This window comes from Frigoribacterium sp. AC394 (genome assembly GCF_979258095.1).
Map to the genome: position 1 here is coordinate 283,998 of NZ_OZ409834.1, position 19,758 is coordinate 303,755.

Annotated in this window: 17 protein-coding genes and 1 pseudogene; 7 read left to right on the forward strand and 11 right to left on the reverse strand. The window is 67.9% G+C overall.

From position 1 onward, the window contains the following. Nucleotides 1-2 precede the first annotated feature (2 nt). From ACZZY9_RS01270 to sufB, 3 genes are read right to left on the reverse strand one after another with little or no spacing between them, the layout of a single operon-like run. Nucleotides 3-341 (reverse strand): non-heme iron oxygenase ferredoxin subunit, encoded by a 339-nt coding sequence (locus ACZZY9_RS01270; RefSeq protein ID WP_192060364.1) that lies wholly within the window; start codon nt 339-341, stop codon nt 3-5. After that, on the reverse strand, nt 338-1,558 hold the full coding sequence (sufD, locus tag ACZZY9_RS01275; RefSeq protein WP_463462691.1) for a Fe-S cluster assembly protein SufD: 1,221 nt from the start codon (nt 1,556-1,558) through the stop codon (nt 338-340). Before sufD ends, ACZZY9_RS01270 begins: the two co-directional genes overlap by 4 nt. Then, nucleotides 1,559-2,977 carry a Fe-S cluster assembly protein SufB gene (gene sufB, locus ACZZY9_RS01280; protein WP_192060362.1) on the reverse strand — a complete coding sequence of 473 codons (1,419 nt, stop codon included), beginning with the start codon at nt 2,975-2,977 and terminating at the stop codon, nt 1,559-1,561. 345 nt (nt 2,978-3,322) lie between these two features. Between sufB and ACZZY9_RS01285 the strand changes: the two genes are divergently transcribed. Beyond that, on the forward strand, nt 3,323-4,291 hold the full coding sequence (locus ACZZY9_RS01285) for a COX15/CtaA family protein (protein ID WP_463462692.1): 969 nt from the start codon (nt 3,323-3,325) through the stop codon (nt 4,289-4,291). A 12-nt stretch (nt 4,292-4,303) separates the two neighbouring features. On the opposite strand, the gene ACZZY9_RS01290 is transcribed toward ACZZY9_RS01285, so the two are convergent. Further along, nucleotides 4,304-5,227, reverse strand: a complete 924-nt coding sequence (locus ACZZY9_RS01290; protein ID WP_463462693.1) for a heme o synthase — start codon at nt 5,225-5,227, stop codon at nt 4,304-4,306. Between the two features lie 298 nt (nt 5,228-5,525). Between ACZZY9_RS01290 and tkt the strand changes: the two genes are divergently transcribed. The 6 genes and pseudogenes from tkt to pgl all read left to right on the forward strand — a co-directional run bounded on the left by tkt (nt 5,526) and on the right by pgl (nt 13,734). Continuing rightward, nucleotides 5,526-7,619 carry a transketolase gene (tkt, locus tag ACZZY9_RS01295; RefSeq protein WP_463462694.1) on the forward strand — a complete coding sequence of 698 codons (2,094 nt, stop codon included), beginning with the start codon at nt 5,526-5,528 and terminating at the stop codon, nt 7,617-7,619. A gap of 29 nt (nt 7,620-7,648) precedes the next feature. Beyond that, entirely contained in the window at nt 7,649-8,776 is a 1,128-nt protein-coding gene (gene tal, locus ACZZY9_RS01300; RefSeq protein ID WP_463462695.1) for a transaldolase, read from the forward strand. Continuing rightward, nucleotides 8,773-10,369, forward strand: a pseudogene (locus ACZZY9_RS01305) (glucose-6-phosphate isomerase). The gene tal and the pseudogene ACZZY9_RS01305 overlap by 4 nt, the downstream one beginning before the upstream one ends. A 97-nt stretch (nt 10,370-10,466) precedes the next feature. Then, the gene (gene zwf / locus ACZZY9_RS01310; protein ID WP_463462696.1) at nt 10,467-12,002 is read left to right on the forward strand and encodes a glucose-6-phosphate dehydrogenase; all 1,536 of its coding nucleotides are present in this window, start codon (nt 10,467-10,469) and stop codon (nt 12,000-12,002) included. Continuing rightward, the gene (locus tag ACZZY9_RS01315) at nt 11,999-12,949 is read left to right on the forward strand and encodes a glucose-6-phosphate dehydrogenase assembly protein OpcA (RefSeq protein WP_243213425.1); all 951 of its coding nucleotides are present in this window, start codon (nt 11,999-12,001) and stop codon (nt 12,947-12,949) included. The genes zwf and ACZZY9_RS01315 overlap by 4 nt, the downstream gene beginning before the upstream one ends. 14 nt (nt 12,950-12,963) lie before the next feature. After that, nucleotides 12,964-13,734: a 6-phosphogluconolactonase gene (gene pgl / locus ACZZY9_RS01320; protein WP_463462697.1), complete on the forward strand. Its 771-nt coding sequence runs from the start codon at nt 12,964-12,966 to the stop codon at nt 13,732-13,734. Nucleotides 13,735-13,824: 90 nt separating this feature from the next. On the opposite strand, the gene ACZZY9_RS01325 is transcribed toward pgl, so the two are convergent. The 7 genes from ACZZY9_RS01325 to rapZ all read right to left on the reverse strand — a co-directional run bounded on the left by ACZZY9_RS01325 (nt 13,825) and on the right by rapZ (nt 19,735). Then, on the reverse strand, nt 13,825-14,181 hold the full coding sequence (locus ACZZY9_RS01325; protein ID WP_055797491.1) for an RNA polymerase-binding protein RbpA: 357 nt from the start codon (nt 14,179-14,181) through the stop codon (nt 13,825-13,827). Next, nucleotides 14,181-14,432, reverse strand: coding sequence for a preprotein translocase subunit SecG (secG, locus tag ACZZY9_RS01330; protein WP_055797488.1), 252 nt, complete (start codon nt 14,430-14,432; stop codon nt 14,181-14,183). Before secG ends, ACZZY9_RS01325 begins: the two co-directional genes overlap by 1 nt. A 115-nt stretch (nt 14,433-14,547) precedes the next feature. After that, nucleotides 14,548-15,336 carry a triose-phosphate isomerase gene (gene tpiA, locus ACZZY9_RS01335; protein ID WP_463462698.1) on the reverse strand — a complete coding sequence of 263 codons (789 nt, stop codon included), beginning with the start codon at nt 15,334-15,336 and terminating at the stop codon, nt 14,548-14,550. Next, nucleotides 15,330-16,541: a phosphoglycerate kinase gene (locus tag ACZZY9_RS01340; RefSeq protein WP_463462699.1), complete on the reverse strand. Its 1,212-nt coding sequence runs from the start codon at nt 16,539-16,541 to the stop codon at nt 15,330-15,332. The genes tpiA and ACZZY9_RS01340 overlap by 7 nt, the downstream gene beginning before the upstream one ends. A gap of 82 nt (nt 16,542-16,623) precedes the next feature. Then, nucleotides 16,624-17,628: a type I glyceraldehyde-3-phosphate dehydrogenase gene (gene gap, locus ACZZY9_RS01345; protein WP_055797479.1), complete on the reverse strand. Its 1,005-nt coding sequence runs from the start codon at nt 17,626-17,628 to the stop codon at nt 16,624-16,626. A 186-nt stretch (nt 17,629-17,814) separates the two neighbouring features. After that, nucleotides 17,815-18,795 carry a DNA-binding protein WhiA gene (gene whiA / locus ACZZY9_RS01350; protein WP_463462700.1) on the reverse strand — a complete coding sequence of 327 codons (981 nt, stop codon included), beginning with the start codon at nt 18,793-18,795 and terminating at the stop codon, nt 17,815-17,817. A 58-nt stretch (nt 18,796-18,853) separates the two neighbouring features. Then, nucleotides 18,854-19,735 (reverse strand): RNase adapter RapZ, encoded by an 882-nt coding sequence (rapZ, locus tag ACZZY9_RS01355; RefSeq protein WP_192060350.1) that lies wholly within the window; start codon nt 19,733-19,735, stop codon nt 18,854-18,856. Between the last annotated feature and the right edge of the window lie 23 nt (nt 19,736-19,758).

Sequence of the window (19,758 nt, forward strand, 5' to 3'; positions counted from 1 at the left end):
CCTTACTGTGCGACGCCCGCCGGCGAAGGCGTGGCACTGGTGTCGACGTAGACGTCGCCGTCGACGACGGAGACGGCGAAGACCGGGACGGGTTCGTAGGCGGGGAGGGTGAGCGGCTTGCCGGTCGTGAGCTCGAACTTGGAGCCGTGGGCCCAGCACTCGAGGGTGTCGTCCTCGACGAAGCCCTCTGCCAGGGAGATGTCTCCGTGGGTGCAGGTGTCGCCGATCGCGTGGATCGTGCCGGCGCTGTCCTTCACGACGGCGATGGCGACCCCGTCGACGACGACGCGGAGCGCCTGTGATGGCGTGACGTCGTCGACTCCGCAGATCTTGACGCTCATCGCGTGACCGCCCCGGTTCCGGGAGCCGCGGTGAGCTCGACCTCGAGGGCCGCGATCAGACGATCCTGGAGCTCGGGCTCGCCGATCTTCTGGACGACCTCGCTGAGGAACCCGAGGACGACGAGGCGACGTGCCTCGTCTTCGGAGATGCCGCGCGACTGCAGGTAGAACAGGTGCTCGTCGTCGAAGCGACCCGTGGCACTGGCGTGACCCGCGCCCTGGATGTCACCGGTCTCGATCTCGAGGTTGGGGATCGAGTCGGCCCGCGTGCCCTCGCTGAGCACCAGGTTGCGGTTCTGCTCGTAGCTGTCGGTGCCCGGTGCGGTGCGCCCGATCAGGACGTCGCCGATCCAGACCGTCCGAGCGCCCTCGCCCTGGAGCGCGCCCTTGTAGTTGACCCGGCTCCGCGAATTCGGCGCGTCGTGGTTCACGTACACCTGCTGCTCGAGGTGCTGACCCGCGTCGGCGAAGTAGACGCCGTAGAGCTCGGTGTCGGCGCCCTGGCCGGCGAGATGCGCCGACGGGTTGACCCGCACGATGGACCCGCCGAGGCTGACGACGAAGTGCTTCAACTGCGCGTCGCGCCCGATCGTGGCGAAGTGACTGGCGAGGTGCTCCGCGTCGTCGTCCCACTCCTGGAGCGTCACCACGGTGAGGTGGGCGCCGTCGTCGACCACGATCTCGACGTTCTCGACGAGTCGCGCCGAGCCCGTGTTCCGCAGCACGACGAGAGAGGTCGTGTGGGCGGCGGCGTGGATGACGGTGTGACCGGCGCGCGGTTCGCGGTCGAGCCCCGAGCGACCGATGGTCACCGTGGAGGGCTCCTCGCCGGTCAGTTCGACGAGGAGGACCTTCTCGACGCTCGCCCAGGCGTTCGCCGAGGCCTTGTCTTCGGGAGTTCCGGCGGTGCCGACCCGTGCATGGGACGCGTCGACCCAGTCGACCGTCGCCCCGCCCGTCTCGCGGGCGAGATAGGCGTAGGGGGAACCGTCGAGAGGACCGTCGATGAGGGGACGGAGGCGCGCGACCGGACTGAGCTTCCAGTCGACCTCGCGACCGGTCACGTCGGGGAAGGCCGCGGGATCGGTCGACGAGAAGCGACCTGACCGGGTCTGGACCGGTACGAGACCCCATCCGCCGTCGGTGTGGGCTCCGGCGCCGTGCTGGACGCGTTCGGAGGTGCTGCTGTCTGTGGTGGTGGGTGCTGCGGCAGACATCTAGCCGACGGATCCTTCCATGCTCATCTCGATGAGCTTGTTGAGTTCGAGCGCGTACTCCATGGGCAGCTCTCGGGCGATGGGCTCGATGAAGCCGCGCACGATCATCGCCATGGCCTCGTCCTCGGCCATGCCGCGCGACATCAGGTAGAAGAGCTGCTCTTCGCTGACCCGCGACACGGTCGCCTCGTGACCGAGCTGGACGTCGTCGACGCGGATGTCGATGGCCGGGTACGTGTCGGATCGGGAGATCGTGTCGACCAGCAGAGCGTCGCAGCGGACGGTGTTGGCCGAGTGGTGTGCGGACGGGTCCACGCGGATCTCTCCGCGGTAGCCGGCACGGCCGCCTCCGCGAGCGATCGACTTCGACACGATCGAGGACGTCGTGTACGGCGCCATGTGAACCATCTTCGCGCCGGCGTCCTGGTGCTGGCCGGGGCCGGCGAAGGCGACGGAGAGGGTCTCGCCCTTCGCGTGCTCGCCCACCAGATAGATGGACGGGTACTTCATCGTGACCTTGGACCCGATGTTGCCGTCGATCCACTCCATCGTCGCGCCCTCGTGCGCGATGGCGCGCTTGGTGACCAGGTTGTACACGTTGTTCGACCAGTTCTGGATCGTCGTGTACCGGACGCGGGCGTTCTTCTTGACGACGATCTCGACGACCGCCGAGTGCAGCGAGTCGGACTTGTAGATGGGAGCCGTGCAGCCCTCGATGTAGTGCACATAGCTGTCCTCGTCGGCGATGATCAGCGTGCGCTCGAACTGACCCATGTTCTCCGTGTTGATGCGGAAGTAGGCCTGAAGGGGGATCTCGACGTGGACGCCCTTGGGGACGTAGACGAAGGACCCGCCCGACCAGACGGAGGTGTTGAGCGCCGCGAACTTGTTGTCGCCGGCCGGGATAACGGTGCCGAAGTACTCCTGGAAGAGCTCGGGGTGCTCGCGCAGGGCCGTGTCGGTGTCCATGAAGATGACACCCTGCTGCTCGAGGTCCTCACGGATCTGGTGGTAGACCACCTCGGACTCGTACTGTGCGGCGACACCGGCCACGAGACGGTTGCGTTCGGCCTCGGGGATCCCGAGCTTCTCGTAGGTGTTCTTGATGTCGTCGGGCAGGTCGTCCCAGGTGGTCGCCTGCTTCTCGGTTGAGCGGACGAAGTACTTGATGTTGTCGAAGTCGATGCCGGAGAGGTCGGCGCCCCAGGTCGGCATGGGCTTCTTCTCGAAGAGGGCGAGCCCCTTGAGGCGGTTCTTGAGCATCCACTCGGGCTCGTTCTTGAGCGCCGAGATGTCCGAGACGACCTCGGGTGACACACCGCGCCGCGCCGAGGCGCCCGCCGCGTCGGAGTCGGCCCAGCCGAACTCGTACTGGCCCAGGCCTGCGAGCTCTGGTCGATCGATCAACACGTCTGACATCTCTAACCTCTTCCTTCTGCCGGAGCGAACACGGGGAGATGGATGACCATTCCCACGCCCTTCCTGCGAGCGGGCCCCGTCGGGATCCGCTCTTGTTGTGGCTCAGCCACTCGCGACGCGAGGCGACCACACCGGCGGCCGTCACCCGCACCACTACGACCTTATTCACGGTCGGATGACAGGTGCGCGTTGCCTAGACTCGTTCTTCGTAGGGCGGCCAAGCCGCCGTACTCACATCGGTCCGAGCAGACCATGTGCGTCGACGTCGACGCCATACCGGGTTGTGTTCCTGAACCCGTTGATTCTACAGGTCGAAGCGCCGAAAGCGACGAAAGGCAGCAGTTCGTGAGCAACACACAGGTGGGTCCGGTCGGAGTGCTGTCCCGCGTCAGGTCGTGGCTGCCCACGACCGTCGATCGACGGGTCCGCATCATCGCCTGGGCGTCCTTCGCCTGCCAGGTCCTCCTGATCGGCACAGGAGGCGCGGTCCGGCTCACCGGGTCGGGTCTCGGCTGCCCCACCTGGCCGCGGTGCACGCCCGAGTCGTTCGTCAGCACCCCCGAGATGGGGATCCACGGCGTCATCGAGTTCGGCAACCGTCTGCTCACCTTCGTTCTCACGATCGTCGTGATACTCGCGTTCCTGGCCGTCATCCGGATGCGCGCCGTCCGACGCGACCTCTTCGTGCTGACGCTCATCCAGGGTCTCGGCATCCCGTTCCAGGCTGCTCTGGGCGGCGTCACCGTGCTGACGGGCCTCAACCCCTACATCGTGGGTGCGCACTTCGTCGTGTCGATCTTCCTCGTCGCGTTGACGACCGTGCTCCTCTGGCGCGTCTTCAAGGGACCACGGGGGTCGTACGCGGCGACGTCGCGCGGCTACGCCCGGCTCGTGCACGTCGCGGCGGGCGTGGTCGGCGTCACGGTGATCGTCGGCATCCTCACCACGGGATCCGGTCCGCATGCCGGCGACGCCGCCACACCTCGCAACGGACTCGATCCGGCCGTCATGGATCATGTCCACAGCTGGCCGGCCTACGCCACGCTCGCCCTGACGATCGCGATCGTCGCGTGGACCCTCAGGGCCGGTCTCCCCCGGCGGTTCCCCGTCCTCCTGCTGGGCGTCGAGCTCGTCCAGATCGCCGTCGGCATCACCCAGGCCCGCACCGGTCTTCCGCCCGTGCTGGTCGGAAGCCACATGGTGCTGTCGGCGCTGCTCGTGGCCGCCATGACCGCAGTCGTCCTGTCTCTCAAGAACGACCAGGCGCCCGACGAGGTCGACGCCCCGATCGAACGGGACGTCGCGCGGATCTGACCGGGGCCCGACTCAGAAGGCCAGAAGCGGGTCGATGCCGACCGCCAGGAAGAGCAGCGTGAGGTACGTGATCGAGCTGTGGAAGACCCGCATGGGTCGGACCTCGGCCACCTGCTGGATGGCGCGGCTGTAGAGGCGGTGCGACTCCCAGATGAACCAGAGTCCGCTGGCGACCGCCACGACCGTGTAGAGGATCCCCATGCCGGCCACCGGGATGAGCAGCAGCGAGCAGACGACCGTGGCCCACGCGTAGAGGATGACCTGCAGCCCGACGATCGATCGACCGCGCACCACGGAGAGCATGGGCACGTCGGCGGCCGCGTAGTCGTCGCGGTACTTCATCGACAGCGGCCAGTAGTGCGGCGGCGTCCAGAGGAAGATCACCATGAAGAGGATGACCGGCGCCCAGGTGAGCGAGTTCGTCACCGCCGCCCAGCCGATCAGAACCGGCATGCACCCGGCGATGCCGCCCCAGACGATGTTCTGCGGCGTGCGGCGCTTCAGCCAGAGCGTGTAGACGACGACGTAGAAGAGGATGGCGCCGAGCGACAACGCGGCGGACAGCAGATTGACCGTCAGGGCGAGCCACACGATCGACGCGACGCCCACCACGTACGAGAACACGAGCGCCTCGCGATCGGACACCTCGCCGGTCACGAGCGGTCGACCCTGCGTCCGCTTCATGATGCGATCGATGTCGCGATCGATGTAGCAGTTGAAGGCCGAGGCCGAACCCGCGCTCAAGGCGCCACCGATCAGCGTCGCGGCGACGAGCCACAGATTCGGCACCCCGCCCTGCGCCAGGAACATGGTCGGCGCCGTGGTGACGAGCAGGAGCTCCATCACGCGGGGTTTCGTGAGGGCGACGTAGGCCCGAGCCTTGCGACGGATGCCCCGGGGTTCGGTGTCGGGGCGGGTGTCTACGGCTGCGGTCATGAGTCCTCTAACGAGATGAGCGGATTGCTCGAAAAGTCTAGGCGATGATCGTCGGCGGTGACGGTTCTCTGGGAGTCACATGCGGGCAGGACCAGCACGTTCGTCCCTATACTGACAGGTGCTTGCCAGTCGCACGCCCGTTCGGCGCTGGAATCTCCGACATCGGAACCCATTTCCCCCGTCTTGATCCCACCCTGCGGTGTGCGTTCGACCGAAGCCGACGACGTCTCGGCAGGCGCATGTCAGCGCGGGAGCGAATCGACCCCGCGCAATCCGCATCAAGAAGGGTCAACTTCCAGTGGCAGATCTGCAATGGGAATCCATTGACAACAAGGCAGTCGACACCGTCCGCGTCCTCGCGGCCGACTCGGTCGAGAAGGTCGGCAACGGCCACCCCGGCACGGCGATGAGCCTGGCGCCCGCCGCCTACCTCCTCTTCCAGAAGGTCATGCGTCGTGACCCGAGCGACAGCGAGTGGATCGGTCGCGACCGCTTCATCCTCTCGGTCGGTCACAGCTCGCTGACGCAGTACGTCCAGTTCTACCTCGGTGGCTACGGCCTCGAGCTCGACGACCTCAAGGCCCTCCGCACCTGGGGCTCGAAGACGCCGGGTCACCCCGAGTACGGACACACCGACGGCGTCGAGATCACGACCGGGCCCCTGGGTCAGGGTCTGGCCTCCGCCGTGGGCATGGCCTACGCCGCCCGCTTCGAGCGCGGACTCTTCGACCCCGAGGCGGCCGTCGGCACCTCGCCGTTCGACCACCACGTCTACGTGATCGCCGGCGACGGCGACCTGCAGGAGGGCGTCACCAGCGAGGCCTCCTCGCTCGCCGGCCACCAGCAGCTCGGCAACCTCGTCGTCATCTACGACTCCAACCAGATCTCGATCGAAGACGACACGAACATCGCCTTCACCGAAGACGTCCACAAGCGCTACGAGTCCTACGACTGGCACGTCCAGGTCGTCGACTGGAAGAAGACGGGCGAGTACGTCGAAGACGTGCGCGCCCTGAACGACGCCATCGAGGCCGCCAAGGCCGAGACCGGCAAGCCGTCGCTGATCATCCTCAAGACGATCATCGGCTGGCCCTCGCCCAAGAAGCAGAACAGCGGGAAGATCCACGGCTCCGCACTCGGCGCCGAAGAGCTCGCCGGCCTGAAGGAGGTCCTCGGCTTCGACCCGGAGAAGACCTTCGACGTCGACCCCGAGGTGCTGGAGCACACCCGCAAGGCCGTCGAGCGCGGTCAGGCGCAGCACGCCGAGTGGACCACGTCGTTCGACGAGTGGGCCACCGCGAACCCCGACAAGAAGACGCTGCTCGACCGAGTCCTCAAGGGCGAGCTGCCCGAGGGTCTCGACGCGGCACTGCCCGTCTTCCCGACCGACAAAGAGGTGTCCACCCGTGCCGCCTCGGGCAAGGTCATCAACGCCATCGCCGAGGTCGTCCCCGAGTTCTGGGGTGGCTCCGCCGACCTCGCCGAGTCGAACCTGACCACGATCGCGGGCGGCGGCTCGTTCGTCCCGACCGAGTGGTCGACGCACGAATGGCAGGGCAACCCCTACGGGCGCGTCCTCCACTTCGGCATCCGCGAGCACGCCATGGGCTCGATCATGAACGGCATCGCACTGCACGGCAACACGCGCGTGTTCGGCGGGACCTTCCTGATCTTCAGCGACTACATGCGTCCCGCCGTGCGTCTCGCGGCTCTCATGAAGTCGCCCGTCACCTACGTGTGGACCCACGACTCCGTCGCCCTCGGCGAAGACGGCCCCACCCACCAGCCGGTCGAGCAGCTGGCCGCGCTGCGCGCCATCCCCGACTTCGACGTCGTCCGTCCGGCCGACGCCAACGAGACCGCCTGGGCCTGGAAGACCATCCTCGAGCGGCACAGCGGCCCCGCCGGTCTGGCGCTCAGCCGCCAGAACCTGCCCGTCTTCGAGCGCGGAGAGGGTGACGCCACCGGCGAGACCTTCGCCTCGGCGAAGAACGTCGCGAAGGGCGCCTACGTCCTCGCCGAGGCTCCGGGAGGCACGGCGGACGTCATCCTGATCGCCACCGGTTCCGAAGTGCAGATCGCCGTCGAGGCCCGCGAGGTGCTCAAGGGCGAGGGCATCAACGCCCGGGTCGTCTCGGCTCCCAGCCTCGAATGGTTCGACGAGCAGAGCGCCGAGTACAAGGAATCCGTCCTGCCCGCCGCCGTGAAGGCGCGCGTGTCCATCGAGGCCGGCATCGCGATGCCGTGGCGTGCGATCGTCGGCGACGCCGGCCGCAGCATCTCGATCGAGCACTTCGGTGCCTCCGCCGACTACAAGACGCTCTACCGCGAGTTCGGCATCACGACCGAAGCCGCCGTCGCAGCCGTCAAGGACTCGCTGGCCGCTCTCTGAGCGCCCGCGAAGAAGAGAGAAGAAGAGAAATGACCGAATCAAACACCGCACAGCTCTCCGCCGCCGGCGTCAGCATCTGGCTCGACGACCTGTCGCGCGAGCGCATCAACGCGGGCGGGCTCCAGAAGCTCATCGCCGAGCGCAACGTCGTGGGGGTCACGACGAACCCCACGATCTTCGCTTCGGCTCTGGCCAAGGGCGAGGCGTACGACGACCAGGTCGCGCTCCTCGCGAAGAGCGGCGTGAGCGTCACCGACGCCGTCTTCGAGATCACGACGGACGACGTCACGCGTGCCAGCGACATCTTCCGCGAGATCTACGACAGCTCGAAGGGATTCGACGGCCGTGTATCGATCGAGGTCGAGCCCGGTCTGGCTCACGACGCCCAGGGCACCATCGACCAGGCGATCAAGCTGGCCGCCAAGGTCGGTCGTCCCAACGCGCTCATCAAGATCCCCGCGACGGTCGAGGGCCTCGAGGCCATCACCGCGGTGATCGCCAAGGGCATCAGCGTCAACGTCACGTTGATCTTCAGCCTCGAGCGCTACCGAGCCGTCATCAACGCCTACCTGACCGGTCTCGAGCAGGCCAAGGCCGCCGGCATCGACATCACCACCATCCACTCCGTCGCCTCCTTCTTCGTGTCGCGCGTCGACACCGAGATCGACAAGCGCCTGGACGCGGTCGGAACCGACGAGGCGAAGGCCCTCAAGGGCAAGGCCGGCGTCGCGAACGCCCAGCTCGCCTACGAGGTCTACACGCAGGCCTTCGACACCGAGCGCGCCAAGGGCCTGCTGGCCGCCGGCGCCAACAAGCAGCGTCCGCTCTGGGCCTCCACCGGCGTCAAGGACCCGAACGTTCTCGACACGACCTACGTCGTCGAGCTCGTCGCGGCCGACGTCGTCAACACGATGCCCGAGAAGACGCTCGAGGCGACCTTCGACCACGGTGACATCCGCGGCGACTCGATCAGCTCCTCCTACGCCTCCGCCAACGAGGTCATGGACGCCATCGCGGCCCAGGGCGTCTCGTACGACGAGGTCACCGAGCTGCTCGAGAAGGAGGGCGTGGAGAAGTTCATCGTCTCCTGGAACGAACTGCTCGACACCGTCACCGCCGCGCTCGAGGCGTCGAAGCCCGCCGAGGCCGCCAAGTGACCATCACGATCGCAGCGAGCGGCGCCGCCGCGGAAGCCATCGAGAAGGTCGTCCCGCAGCTGGTCGACGACCTGGTCGCCTCCGGCATCACCGCTCAGAACCCCACGCTCTGGGGTCCTGACGCGGAGGACGAGTCGGCCAAGCGACTCGGCTGGACGGAGGCGGTCGTCGTCTCGACCCCGCTGATCGACCAGATCGCCGAGCTCCGCGAGGAGCTCGCGGGCAAGGGCGTCGACCACGTCGTGCTCGCCGGCATGGGCGGTTCGTCGCTGGCTCCCGAGGTCATCACACGCACCTACGGCGTCGAGCTGACGGTGCTCGACGCCACGGAGCCCGGCCAGGTCCTGACGGCCCTCGCCGACCGCCTCGAGCGCACCGTGCTCGTCGTGTCGTCGAAGTCCGGCTCGACCGTCGAGACCGCCAGCCAGCGCAAGACCTTCGAGAAGGCCTTCCGCGACGCCGGCATCGATCCCGTCGACCGCATCGTCGTCGTGACCGATCCGGGTTCGCCCCTGGACGCCTCCGCCCGCGAAGCCGGTTACCGCGTCTTCAACGCCGACCCCAACATCGGCGGTCGTTACTCGGCGCTGTCGGCGTTCGGACTCGTGCCGTCCGGTCTGGCCGGTGCCGACATCCGCGAGCTGCTCAGTGAGGCCGACGCCGTCACCGTCGAGCTCGCGCAGGACTCCGTCGACAACCCGGGTCTCGTGCTCGGCGCCGTCATCGCCGGCACGCAGCCGCTGCGCGACAAGATCGCGATCGTCGCCGACGGCACGCACATCATCGGGTTCCCCGACTGGGCGGAGCAGCTGATCGCCGAGTCCACCGGCAAGCAGGGACGTGGGCTCCTGCCCGTCGTCCTCGGTACCGACGGACCCGAGATCTCGCTCGACCTGCATGACGTGCAGGTGGTGCGCCTCGTCGCCAACGCTGCGGAGACCCGAGAGGTCGCCCCCGGCGAGGTGGAGATCTCCGGCTCGCTCGGTGGGCAGATCATGGTCTGGGAGTACGCGGTCGCCGTCGCCGGTCGACTGCTCGACATCAACCCGTTCGACCAGCCCGACGTCGAGTCCGCGAAGATCGCGACCCGGGCTCTTCTGGACGACCGTCCCGCTCCGACTCCCCCGGCATTCACGGCCGAGGGCGTCGAGGTGCGTCAGGTCGGCGGCCTCGAGGTCGGGGACTCCCTCGACAGCGCTGTGACGGCCTTGCTGTCGCACCTCGACGACGACGGCTACGTGTCGATCCAGGCGTACATCGACCGGGTCGCGAATCCGGAAGCTCGAGACGCTGCGCGACGCCCTCGCGGCGCGCACCGAGCGACCCGTGACGTTCGGTTGGGGACCCCGGTTCCTGCACTCGACGGGTCAGTATCACAAGGGCGGTCCCGCCAACGGCGTGTTCCTCCAGATCACGCAGGTCGCCGAACGCGACCTCGAGATCCCGGAGAGCCCGTTCACCTTCGGGCAGCTCGTCCAGGCGCAGGCCGCCGGCGACGCGAAGGTGCTCGCCGAGCACGGCCGTCCGGTGCTCACCCTGACGGTCACCGACGTGGCCGCAGCGCTCCCCGCGCTGCTCGCCTCGCTCCGTTGACCGAGCGGGTCGGCGTCGTCCGCGACGCCGACCCGCCTCCCGGTCGGGGCGTGCGAGGCCCCGCCGGACAATCACGACCCGAAAGAAACCACCACGAATGTCACCGGTCGAGATCACTCCCGAATCGAATCCCCTGCGACTCCCCTCCGACCGTCGTCTCAATCGCATCGCCGGGCCCAGCGGTCTGATCATCTTCGGCGTGACGGGCGACCTGTCGCGCAAGAAGCTCATGCCGGCGGTGTACGACCTCGCGAACCGCGGCCTGCTGCCGCCCGGCTTCGCCCTCGTCGGCTTCGCCCGACGCGAGTGGGAGGGGCAGGACTTCGAGCAGGTGGTCTACGAGGCCGTCAAGGAGCACGCCCGCACCCCCTTCGACGAGGACGTCTGGCGCCAGCTCAAAGAAGGTTTCCGCTTCGTCCAGGGTGTCTTCGACGACGCTGACGCGTTCACCCGTCTCAAGGACACCATCGAGGAGCTCGATCGTGAGCGGGGGACGATGGGCAACCACGCGTTCTACCTGTCGATCCCGCCGAAGGCGTTCCCGATCGTCACCGAGCAGCTCCGCAACTCCGGACTCGCCGAGGAACGCGACGGTGCCTGGCGTCGTGTCGTCATCGAGAAGCCCTTCGGCAGCGACCTGAAGACCGCGCGTGAGCTGAACGCGGTGGTCGAGACCGTCTTCGAACCCGACTCCGTCTTCCGGATCGATCACTACCTCGGCAAGGAGACGGTCCAGAACCTGCTCACGCTCCGGTTCGCGAATCAGATGTACGAGCCCCTCTGGAACTCCAACTACGTCGACCACGTCCAGATCACCATGGCCGAGGACATCGGCGTCGGGGGTCGCGCCGGCTACTACGACGGGATCGGAGCCGCTCGGGACGTCATCCAGAACCACCTCCTCCAGCTCCTCGCCCTCACCGCCATGGAGGAACCGGTGTCGTTCACCGCGAAGGACCTCCGCGCCGAGAAGGAGAAGGTCCTCTCGGCGGTCCGTCTGCCGGAGGACCTCGCGACGGGCACTGCACGCGGTCAATACTCCGGCGGCTGGCAGGGCGGTGAGAAGGTCCTCGGGTTCCTCGACGAGGAGGGCATGAACCCCGAGAGCCTCACCGAGACCTTCGCCGCCATCAAGCTCGAGATCGCGACGCGCCGTTGGGCCGGAGTCCCGTTCTACCTCCGGGCGGGCAAGCGCCTCGGACGCCGGGTCACCGAGATCGCGATCGTCTTCAAGCAGGTCCCGGAGAACATCTTCGGCTCGCAGACATCACTGGGGCAGAACGCCCTGGTCGTGCGGGTCCAGCCCGACGAGGGCGTCACGCTGCGCTTCGGTTCGAAGGTTCCCGGCATCGGCACCCAGGTGCGCGACGTCACGATGGACTTCGGCTACGGACACGCGTTCACCGAAGCGAGCCCGGAGGCCTACGAGAGGCTCATCCTCGACGTCCTCCTCGGCGACCCGCCGCTCTTCCCCCGACACGAGGAGGTCGAGCTGTCCTGGAAGATCCTCGACCCCATCGAGGAGTTCTGGGCCGGCCGAGGCCAGCCCGAGCAGTACCGCCCAGGCACCTGGGGCCCGAAGTCCGCCGACGAACTCATGGCCCGCGACGGCCGTACCTGGAGGCGACCATGATCGTCGATCTGCCCGACAGCACCATCTCCCGAGTGCAGAAGTCGCTCGTCTCCATCCGAGAGGAAGGAGGCGCGGTCGCTCTCGGTCGGGTGCTCACCCTCATCATCTCCACCTCTCTCGGCGAGGAGGAGGAGGCCATCGAGGCGGCGAACGAGGCCTCGCGCGAGCACCCCATGCGGGTCATCGTGATCTCCACGTCACGCGGCGAGGGCTCCGACGCGGACGCCCGCCTGGACGCGCAGATCCGCGTCGGCGGAGACGCGGGAGCCAGCGAGGTCATCGTGCTCCGTGCCTACGGCGACACCGCCAGCGACGAGGAGGGTCTCGTCACCGGGCTGCTCCTCCCCGACGCCCCGGTCGTCGCCTGGTGGCCGGGCAAGGCGCCGGCCGTCGTCTCGGAGTCACCGCTCGGGCGCATCGCCCAACGCCGCATCACCGACGCTGCCAGCCAGGACAACCCGCGACAGACGATCGTCGACCTCGCCGAGACCTACGCCCCGGGCGACACCGATTTCGCCTGGACCCGGCTGACGCTCTGGCGCACCCAGCTCGCGGCTGTTCTCGATCAGCCCCCGTACGAGCCCGTCACCGCGGTCGAGGTCAGTGGCGCGCCGGACTCCCCCTCCACCCTCCTGCTGGCGGCGTGGCTGCGGTTGCAGCTGCAGGTGACGGTGGACAACGAGCTGACGACACGCGCCACCGGCTCGAGCGGCATCCAGGGAGTCCGACTGCTGCGCGCCTCCGGAGCCATCGAGCTCGAGCGCGAGCAGGACAACGTCGCGACGCTGCGGCAGCCGGGTCAGCCGACGCACGACCTCGCGTTGCCACGCCGTTCTCTCCGCGACTGCCTCGCCGAGGAACTCCGTAGACTCGACCCCGACGACCTCTTCGGTGATGTCGTCGAACATGGGGTTCGCCAACTGAGCGAACCCGTCCAGGACAGCTAGGGCAGACGATAACCGTGACAAACGAACGCCGGGTGCTCGTGCACTCCACCAAGGAATCGCTGGGGGCGTCCGTCGCCGCCCGGTTCATCACCAAGATCATCGACGTCATCGAGGAGCAGAACTACGCCTCGGTCGTCGTGAGCGGTGGCTCGGTCAGCACACTCGTGCTGGCGGCCATCAACGCCTCGCCGGCACGCGACAGCGTCGACTGGTCGAAGGTCTCGTTCTGGTGGGCCGACGAGCGTTGGGTGGAGGCCGGCCACGCCGACCGCAACGACCACCAGGCCGGAATCGATCTGCTCGACCACATCGGCGTCGATCCGTCGAACGTGCATCGTTTCGGTGCCGTCGGAGACTTCGACGACGTCGAGGATGCGGCCGCCTCGTATCGGGCCGAGCTCCTCGAGCACGCCCAGGGCGACGACATCTCGCCCCGCTTCGACATCACCCTCCTCGGGGTCGGTCCCGATGGGCACATCGCGTCGTTGTTCCCCGACAAGGAGCAGATCCGCGCGACGGACTCGACGGTGCTGACCATCGACGACTCCCCCAAGCCGCCGCCGGTCCGCCTGACTCTGAGCCTGCCGGCGATCAACAACTCGCAGCGCGTCTGGATGATCCTCGCGGGTGCCGAGAAGGCGTCGTCGCTGGGTCTCGCTCTCGCCGGGGCGGGTGCCGACCAGGTTCCCGTCGCCGGGGTCAAGGGTCGCAAGCGGACCGTCTTCTTCGTCGACGACGCCGCTGCCGCCGAGGTTCCCGAGAAGCTCATCGCCTCCACCTACTGAGCCCGCGCACGACGAAGCCCCGCAGCATCGCTGCGGGGCTTCGTCGTTCTCACCGGGTTATGACCCCGGTGTGCCGGTCAGGACGACCGGTCAGGCCTTGCCGCGGCGGACCCGCAGCTGCTGCAGAGCCTCTTCGAGCAACTGCGCGGCCTCTTCTTCGGACCGACGTTCTTTGACGTAGGCCAGATGCGTCTTGTACGGCTCGAGCTTGGCGACGCTCGGCGGGTTCGCCTTGTCACGGCCGGCCGGGAGACCGCTCGACGGCGAGTCGACGGTCTCGGGGATCTCGTCTTCGGGGACGTTCGCGGCGAAGTGCCGCACGACCTCGTTGCCCAGGGCGTCCCAGTAGGAGATGGTGATCCGCTCGGCGTGGTAGCCGCGATCCTGTTCGCCCATCGGACCTGCACCGACACGCGAACCCCGGATGGCGCTACCGCCCGATGCCATCAGGCCACCGCCGAGAACTTGGTGATGAGGCCGAGCACGACGATGCAGGTGATCCACACCAGGCCGAGGAAGACCGTGATGCGGTTCAGGTTCCGCTCGGCGACGCCGGACGCGCCGAGGTTGCTCGTGACACCGCCCCCGAACATGTCGGAGAGACCGCCACCCCGACCTCGGTGGAGCAGGATGAGCAAGGTCAGCAGGAGGCTCGTGATGCCGAGCAACACCTGCAGGATGACCTGAAGAATTTCCACGTGGGACCTTTCGATGCGGTGAGACCGCTAACGAGTATAACCGGCGGCTTCGACTCCGGCGTCCTCCCTCGCGGAGCCACCCGGGGGTGACTCCGCCTGCGAGGACGCCGGATGCTCAGACGCCGACGTGCGAGGGGAACCTGACGATGCTCGCGAACTCCTCGACGTCGAGGCTGGCGCCGCCGACGAGGGCGCCGTCGACGTTGGGCTCCCGCATGTACGACGCGATGTTGGAGGACTTCACCGACCCGCCGTAGAGGATCCGCGTCGCCGCAGCCGAGTCGGAGCCGAGGACGTCGGCGAGGGCCTCGCGGAGGGCTGCGCAGACCTGTTCGGCCTGCTCGGCCGTAGCGGCCTTGCCGGATCCGATCGCCCAGACCGGCTCGTAGGCGACGACGATCTCGGCGTCGGCCGGGAGGTCGGCGACGGCCGCCCGGAGCTGCGCCACCGGGACCGCGCTCGGACCGTGCTCTTCGAGGTCGGCTGCGGTCTCCCCCACGCACAGGACCGGGACGAGCCCGTTCCGGTGGGCGGCGACGACCTTGGCGGCGACGACCGCGTCGGTCTCCCCGTGCATCGTGCGTCGCTCCGAATGCCCCACGATCACGTAGCGGATGTCGAGCTTGGACAGGAAGACACCGGAGACCTCACCGGTGTGTGCGCCGGAGTCATGAGCTGAGAGATCCTGCGCCCCCAGGCCGAGGTGCAGCTTGTCTGCGTCGAGGAGCGTCTGGACCGATCGGAGGTCCGTGAACGGCGGGAAGACGACGGCCTCGACGGTCGAGTAGTCGTGCTTCGCGTCCTTCAGGCTCCAGGCGAGCTTCTGCACGAAGGCGATGGACTGCAGGTGGTCGAGGTTCATCTTCCAGTTGCCTGCGATGAGGGGCGTGCGTGTGGTCACCATCCGAGGACCTCCAGTCCGGGAAGACGTTTGCCCTCGAGGAACTCGAGGCTGGCTCCACCGCCGGTGGAGATGTGGCCGAACTGATCGTCCGAGAATCCGAGTGCTCGGACGGCTGCGGCGCTGTCGCCGCCGCCGACGACCGCGAGGCCGCCGACGTTCGTCAGAGCCTCGGCCACGGTCTTGGTGCCGTGTGCGAAGGCGTCGAACTCGAAGACGCCCATGGGGCCGTTCCAGAACACTGTCTTCGAACCGAGGACGATCTCGGCGAAGCGAGCCGCGGTCTCCGGGCCGATGTCCAGGCCGATGGCGTCGGAGCCGAACGCCGACGACTCGATGCCGTCGATCTGGACGGTCTCGTGGTCCGCGTCGGCCGAGAACGCCGAGGCCACCTCGACGTCGACGGGCAGGACAATGCGGACGCCCCGCCTCTCGGCATCGGCGAGATACCCCTGGACGCGTTCGATCTGATCGGACTCGAGCAGGCTCTTGCCGACCGGGTGACCCTGCGCGGCGAGGAACGTGAACAGCATGCCGCCGCCCACGAGGAGGTTGTCGACACGAGGCAGGAGATGCTCGATGACGCCGAGCTTGTCCGAGACCTTCGACCCGCCGAGCACGACCGTGTAGGGGCGCTCCGGCTCGACCGTCAGCTTCTCGAGCACGGCGAGCTCCGCGGCGATGAGCGAGCCGGCGGCGCTCGGCAGCAGCTTGGGCAGCTCGTAGACGCTCGCCTGCTCACGGTGGACGACGCCGAAGCCGTCGGAGACGAACACGTCGCCGAGCTCGGCGAGACTGCGCGCGAAGGCTTCGCGGTCTCCGGCGACCTTGGAGGTCTCGGCCGCCGTGAAACGGAGATTCTCCAGCACGGTGATCTGTCCGTCCTGGAGGGCGGCGACCGCCTCGCTGGCTTCGTCGCCCACGGTCTCGGAGACGAAACCGACGCTCTTCCCGAGCAGTTCGCTGAGCCGCTGGGCGACGGGACGGAGGCTGTACTCGGGAGCGATCCGGCCATCCGGCCGGCCGAGGTGGCTGATGACGACGACGCGAGCACCCTGGTTGATGAGCGTGTCGAGAGTGGACAGCGAGGCGCGGACACGGCCGTCGTCCGTGATGCGTCCGTCTTTCAACGGGACGTTGAGGTCGCAGCGGACGATTACCCGCCGGCCGGAGAGGGAGCCCAAGGACTCGAGGGTTCGCAGGGTCATGACCTTCTCTTCATTCGACGAAGGCGGCCGGGCACGGGGCCCAGCCGCCTTCGGTGGTTCGGATCGATGGATGACGCCGGTGTTACAGGCGGTCGGCCACGTACTTGGTCAGGTCGACGAGACGGTTGGAGTAACCCCACTCGTTGTCGTACCAGGAGGTGATCTTGACCATGTTGCCGATGACCTTCGTGAGTCCCGAGTCGTAGATCGAGGAGTGCGGGTCCGTCGTGATGTCGGACGACACCAGCGGGTCTTCGGAGTAGGCCAGGATGCCCTTGAGCTCACCCTCGGCGGCGGCCTTGTAGGCGGCGTTGATCTGCTCGACGGTGACCGGGGTCGACGTCTCGAGCGTCACATCGGTGATCGAGCCGGTCGGGACCGGGACACGAAGGGCGTAGCCGTCGAGCTTGCCGGCCAGCTCGGGGATGACGAGGCCGATGGCCTTGGCTGCACCCGTCGAAGTCGGGACGATGTTGACGGCCGCGGCGCGGGCACGGCGCGGGTCTTTGTGCGGGCCGTCCTGGAGGTTCTGGTCGGCCGTGTAGGCGTGCACCGTCGTCATGAGGCCGCGCTCCACGCCGAAGTTGTCGAGGAACACCTTCATGAGGGGGGCGAGGCTGTTCGTGGTGCACGAGGCGTTCGAGATGATGTCGTGCTTGGCGGGGTCGTAGATGCCCTCGTTGACGCCCAGGACGATCGTGGCGTCGTCGCCGGTCGCGGGTGCCGAGATCAGGACCTTCTTGGCACCGGCCGTGATGTGCTTGCGGGCGTCTTCCGCCTTGGTGAAGAAGCCGGTCGACTCGATGACGATGTCGACGCCCAACTCGCCCCAGGGCAGGTTGGCGGGGTCGCGCTCGGCGAGGACCTTGATGGGCTTGCCGTCGACGACGATCGAGTCACCGTCGAGCTCGACGGTCGCATCGAGGCGACCCGTGATCGAGTCGAACTTGAGGAGGTGCGCCAGCGCGGCGTTGTCCGTGAGGTCGTTGACGGCGACGATCTCGATGTCGGTGCCCTTGGCCAGCGCAGCGCGGAAGTAGTTGCGGCCGATACGACCGAAGCCGTTGATGCCGATCTTGACGGTCAATGAAACTCCTGTTGCTCAGGCGTCGTGGGGACGCGTGGAGGGGGTGGGCGACCAGACCCGAGAACGCACCCGACACCGGAGGGGCAGAGGATGCGCAGCCGTACGCGACACTACCAGGCGAGGCCCCGTGTTACCCCAGCCTCGACGATGCCCCGGCCGACCCGGCGAGCACCGGGCGGGGGGTTGTCAGCGGAGGTCGAGGTCGGCGGGGAGACCCGAGTCGGTGCCGGGGAGACCGAGGTCGGTGGCCTTCTTGTCGGCCATGGCGAGCAGACGACGGATCCGCCCGGCGACGGCGTCCTTCGTCATCGGCGGGTCGGCATGCTGACCGAGTTCGTCGAGGCTGGCGTCCCGGTGCGCGAGCCGGAGATCACCGGCGTACTTCAGGTGATCGGGGATGTCGTCGCCGAGCAGCTCCATCGCCCGCTCGACCCGCGCGCAGGCCGCGACCGCCGCCTCCGCGGATCGACGGAGATTCGCGTCGTCGAAGTTGACCAGACGGTTCGCCGTGGCACGGACCTCGCGACGCTGTCGCATCTCCTCCCACTCGTCGACGGATCGGAGGGCGCCCATGGTCTTCAGCATCGAGCTGATGGCCTCGCCGTCTCGGATGAGGACCCGATGAACCCCCCGCACCTCCCGGGCCTTCGCCGGGATGCCGAGCCGACCCGCGGCGCCGACGAGGGCCATGGCCGCCTCGTTGCCGGGGCAGACGACCTCGAGCGACGCGGAACGACCCGGGTCGGTGAGCGTCCCCTGCGCGAGGAACGCGCCGCGCCAGATGGCTGCGAGGTCATCGCGCGATCCGGTCGTCAACCTGTTGGGGAGCCCGCGGATGGGTCGGCGACGTTGATCCATCAGACCCGTCTGGCGCGCCAGCGTCTCGCCCGCCTCGTGGACGCGCACGAGGTAGTGGTTGGTCCGGCGGACGCCCGCGGCGGCGATCACCGAGACGTCGCTGCGGGCGCCGTAGAGCTCGGCCAGGTCTTTGCGGACACGGCGGGCGATGACCGGACTGTCGAGCTCGGCCTCGACGGCGATCCGCCCCGAGATCACGTGGAGCCCGCCTGCGAAGCGCAGGATCGTCGCGACCTCGGCGGCCCGGACGGTCGTCCGGCTCACCTCGACCTGAGCGAGTTCTTCTTTGACGTCGGCAGTCTGAGCCAAACCTGGGTTCCTTCTCTCGGTTCGATCGGCGCACGCGAATGCCGACCGATCGGCACGGTCATTCCCGGCCGAGGTCGCGATGCTTCACGCTGACGGCCACACCACGGAGCTCGCGCAGATGCGCTGCCAGTTCACCGACGAGGGTGACCGATCGATGCTTGCCGCCCGTGCAGCCAATGGCGATCGTAGCGTGTCTCTTGTTCTCACGCTGATAGCCCTCGAGCACGGGCTCGATGGCGGCGCCGAACGCCTCGATGAAGCGGCGAGCCCCCTGCTGCGCCATCACGTACGACGTCACGGGCTCGTCGAGGCCGCTCTGCGCCCTCAGCTCGGGGACCCAGAACGGGTTCGGCAGGAACCGCGCGTCGCCCACCATGTCGGCGTCCGTGGGGAGTCCGTACTTGAAGCCGAAGCTGAGGACGGTCACCTGGACGCCCGGATCCTCCGACTCCGCGAAGGTCTCCGTGATGGCCGTGGCGAGCTGATGGATGTTGAGCTCGGACGTGTCGATGATCACGTCGCTCGTCTCGCGGAGTTCCTCCATCCGGGCCCGTTCCGCGAGGATGCCGTCCAGGAGCGTGCCGTCACCTTGCAGCGGATGAGGCCGACGCACCTGTTCGAAGCGACGGACCAGAACGGCGTCGGTGGCGTCCAGGAACAGCACCCGCACCTTGCTGGGCATGCTCATCCGCAGCGTGCGCACCGCCTCCTGAGCCTCGGAGAACAGCCGTCCCCCTCGGACGTCGATGACCGCCGCGATCTTCGGCAGCGAATCACCCGCGCGCTCGGCGAGGTCGAGGAGAGGACGGAGCATCTGCGCGGGCAGGTTGTCGACGACGTACCAGCCCAGGTCTTCGAGGGCGTTTCCGACGGTGGACCGCCCGGCGCCCGACATCCCGGTGACGATCAGGACCTCTTGCTGTTCGCTTGCGTCGCTCATGGATGGTGACCTTCGGTCGAGGC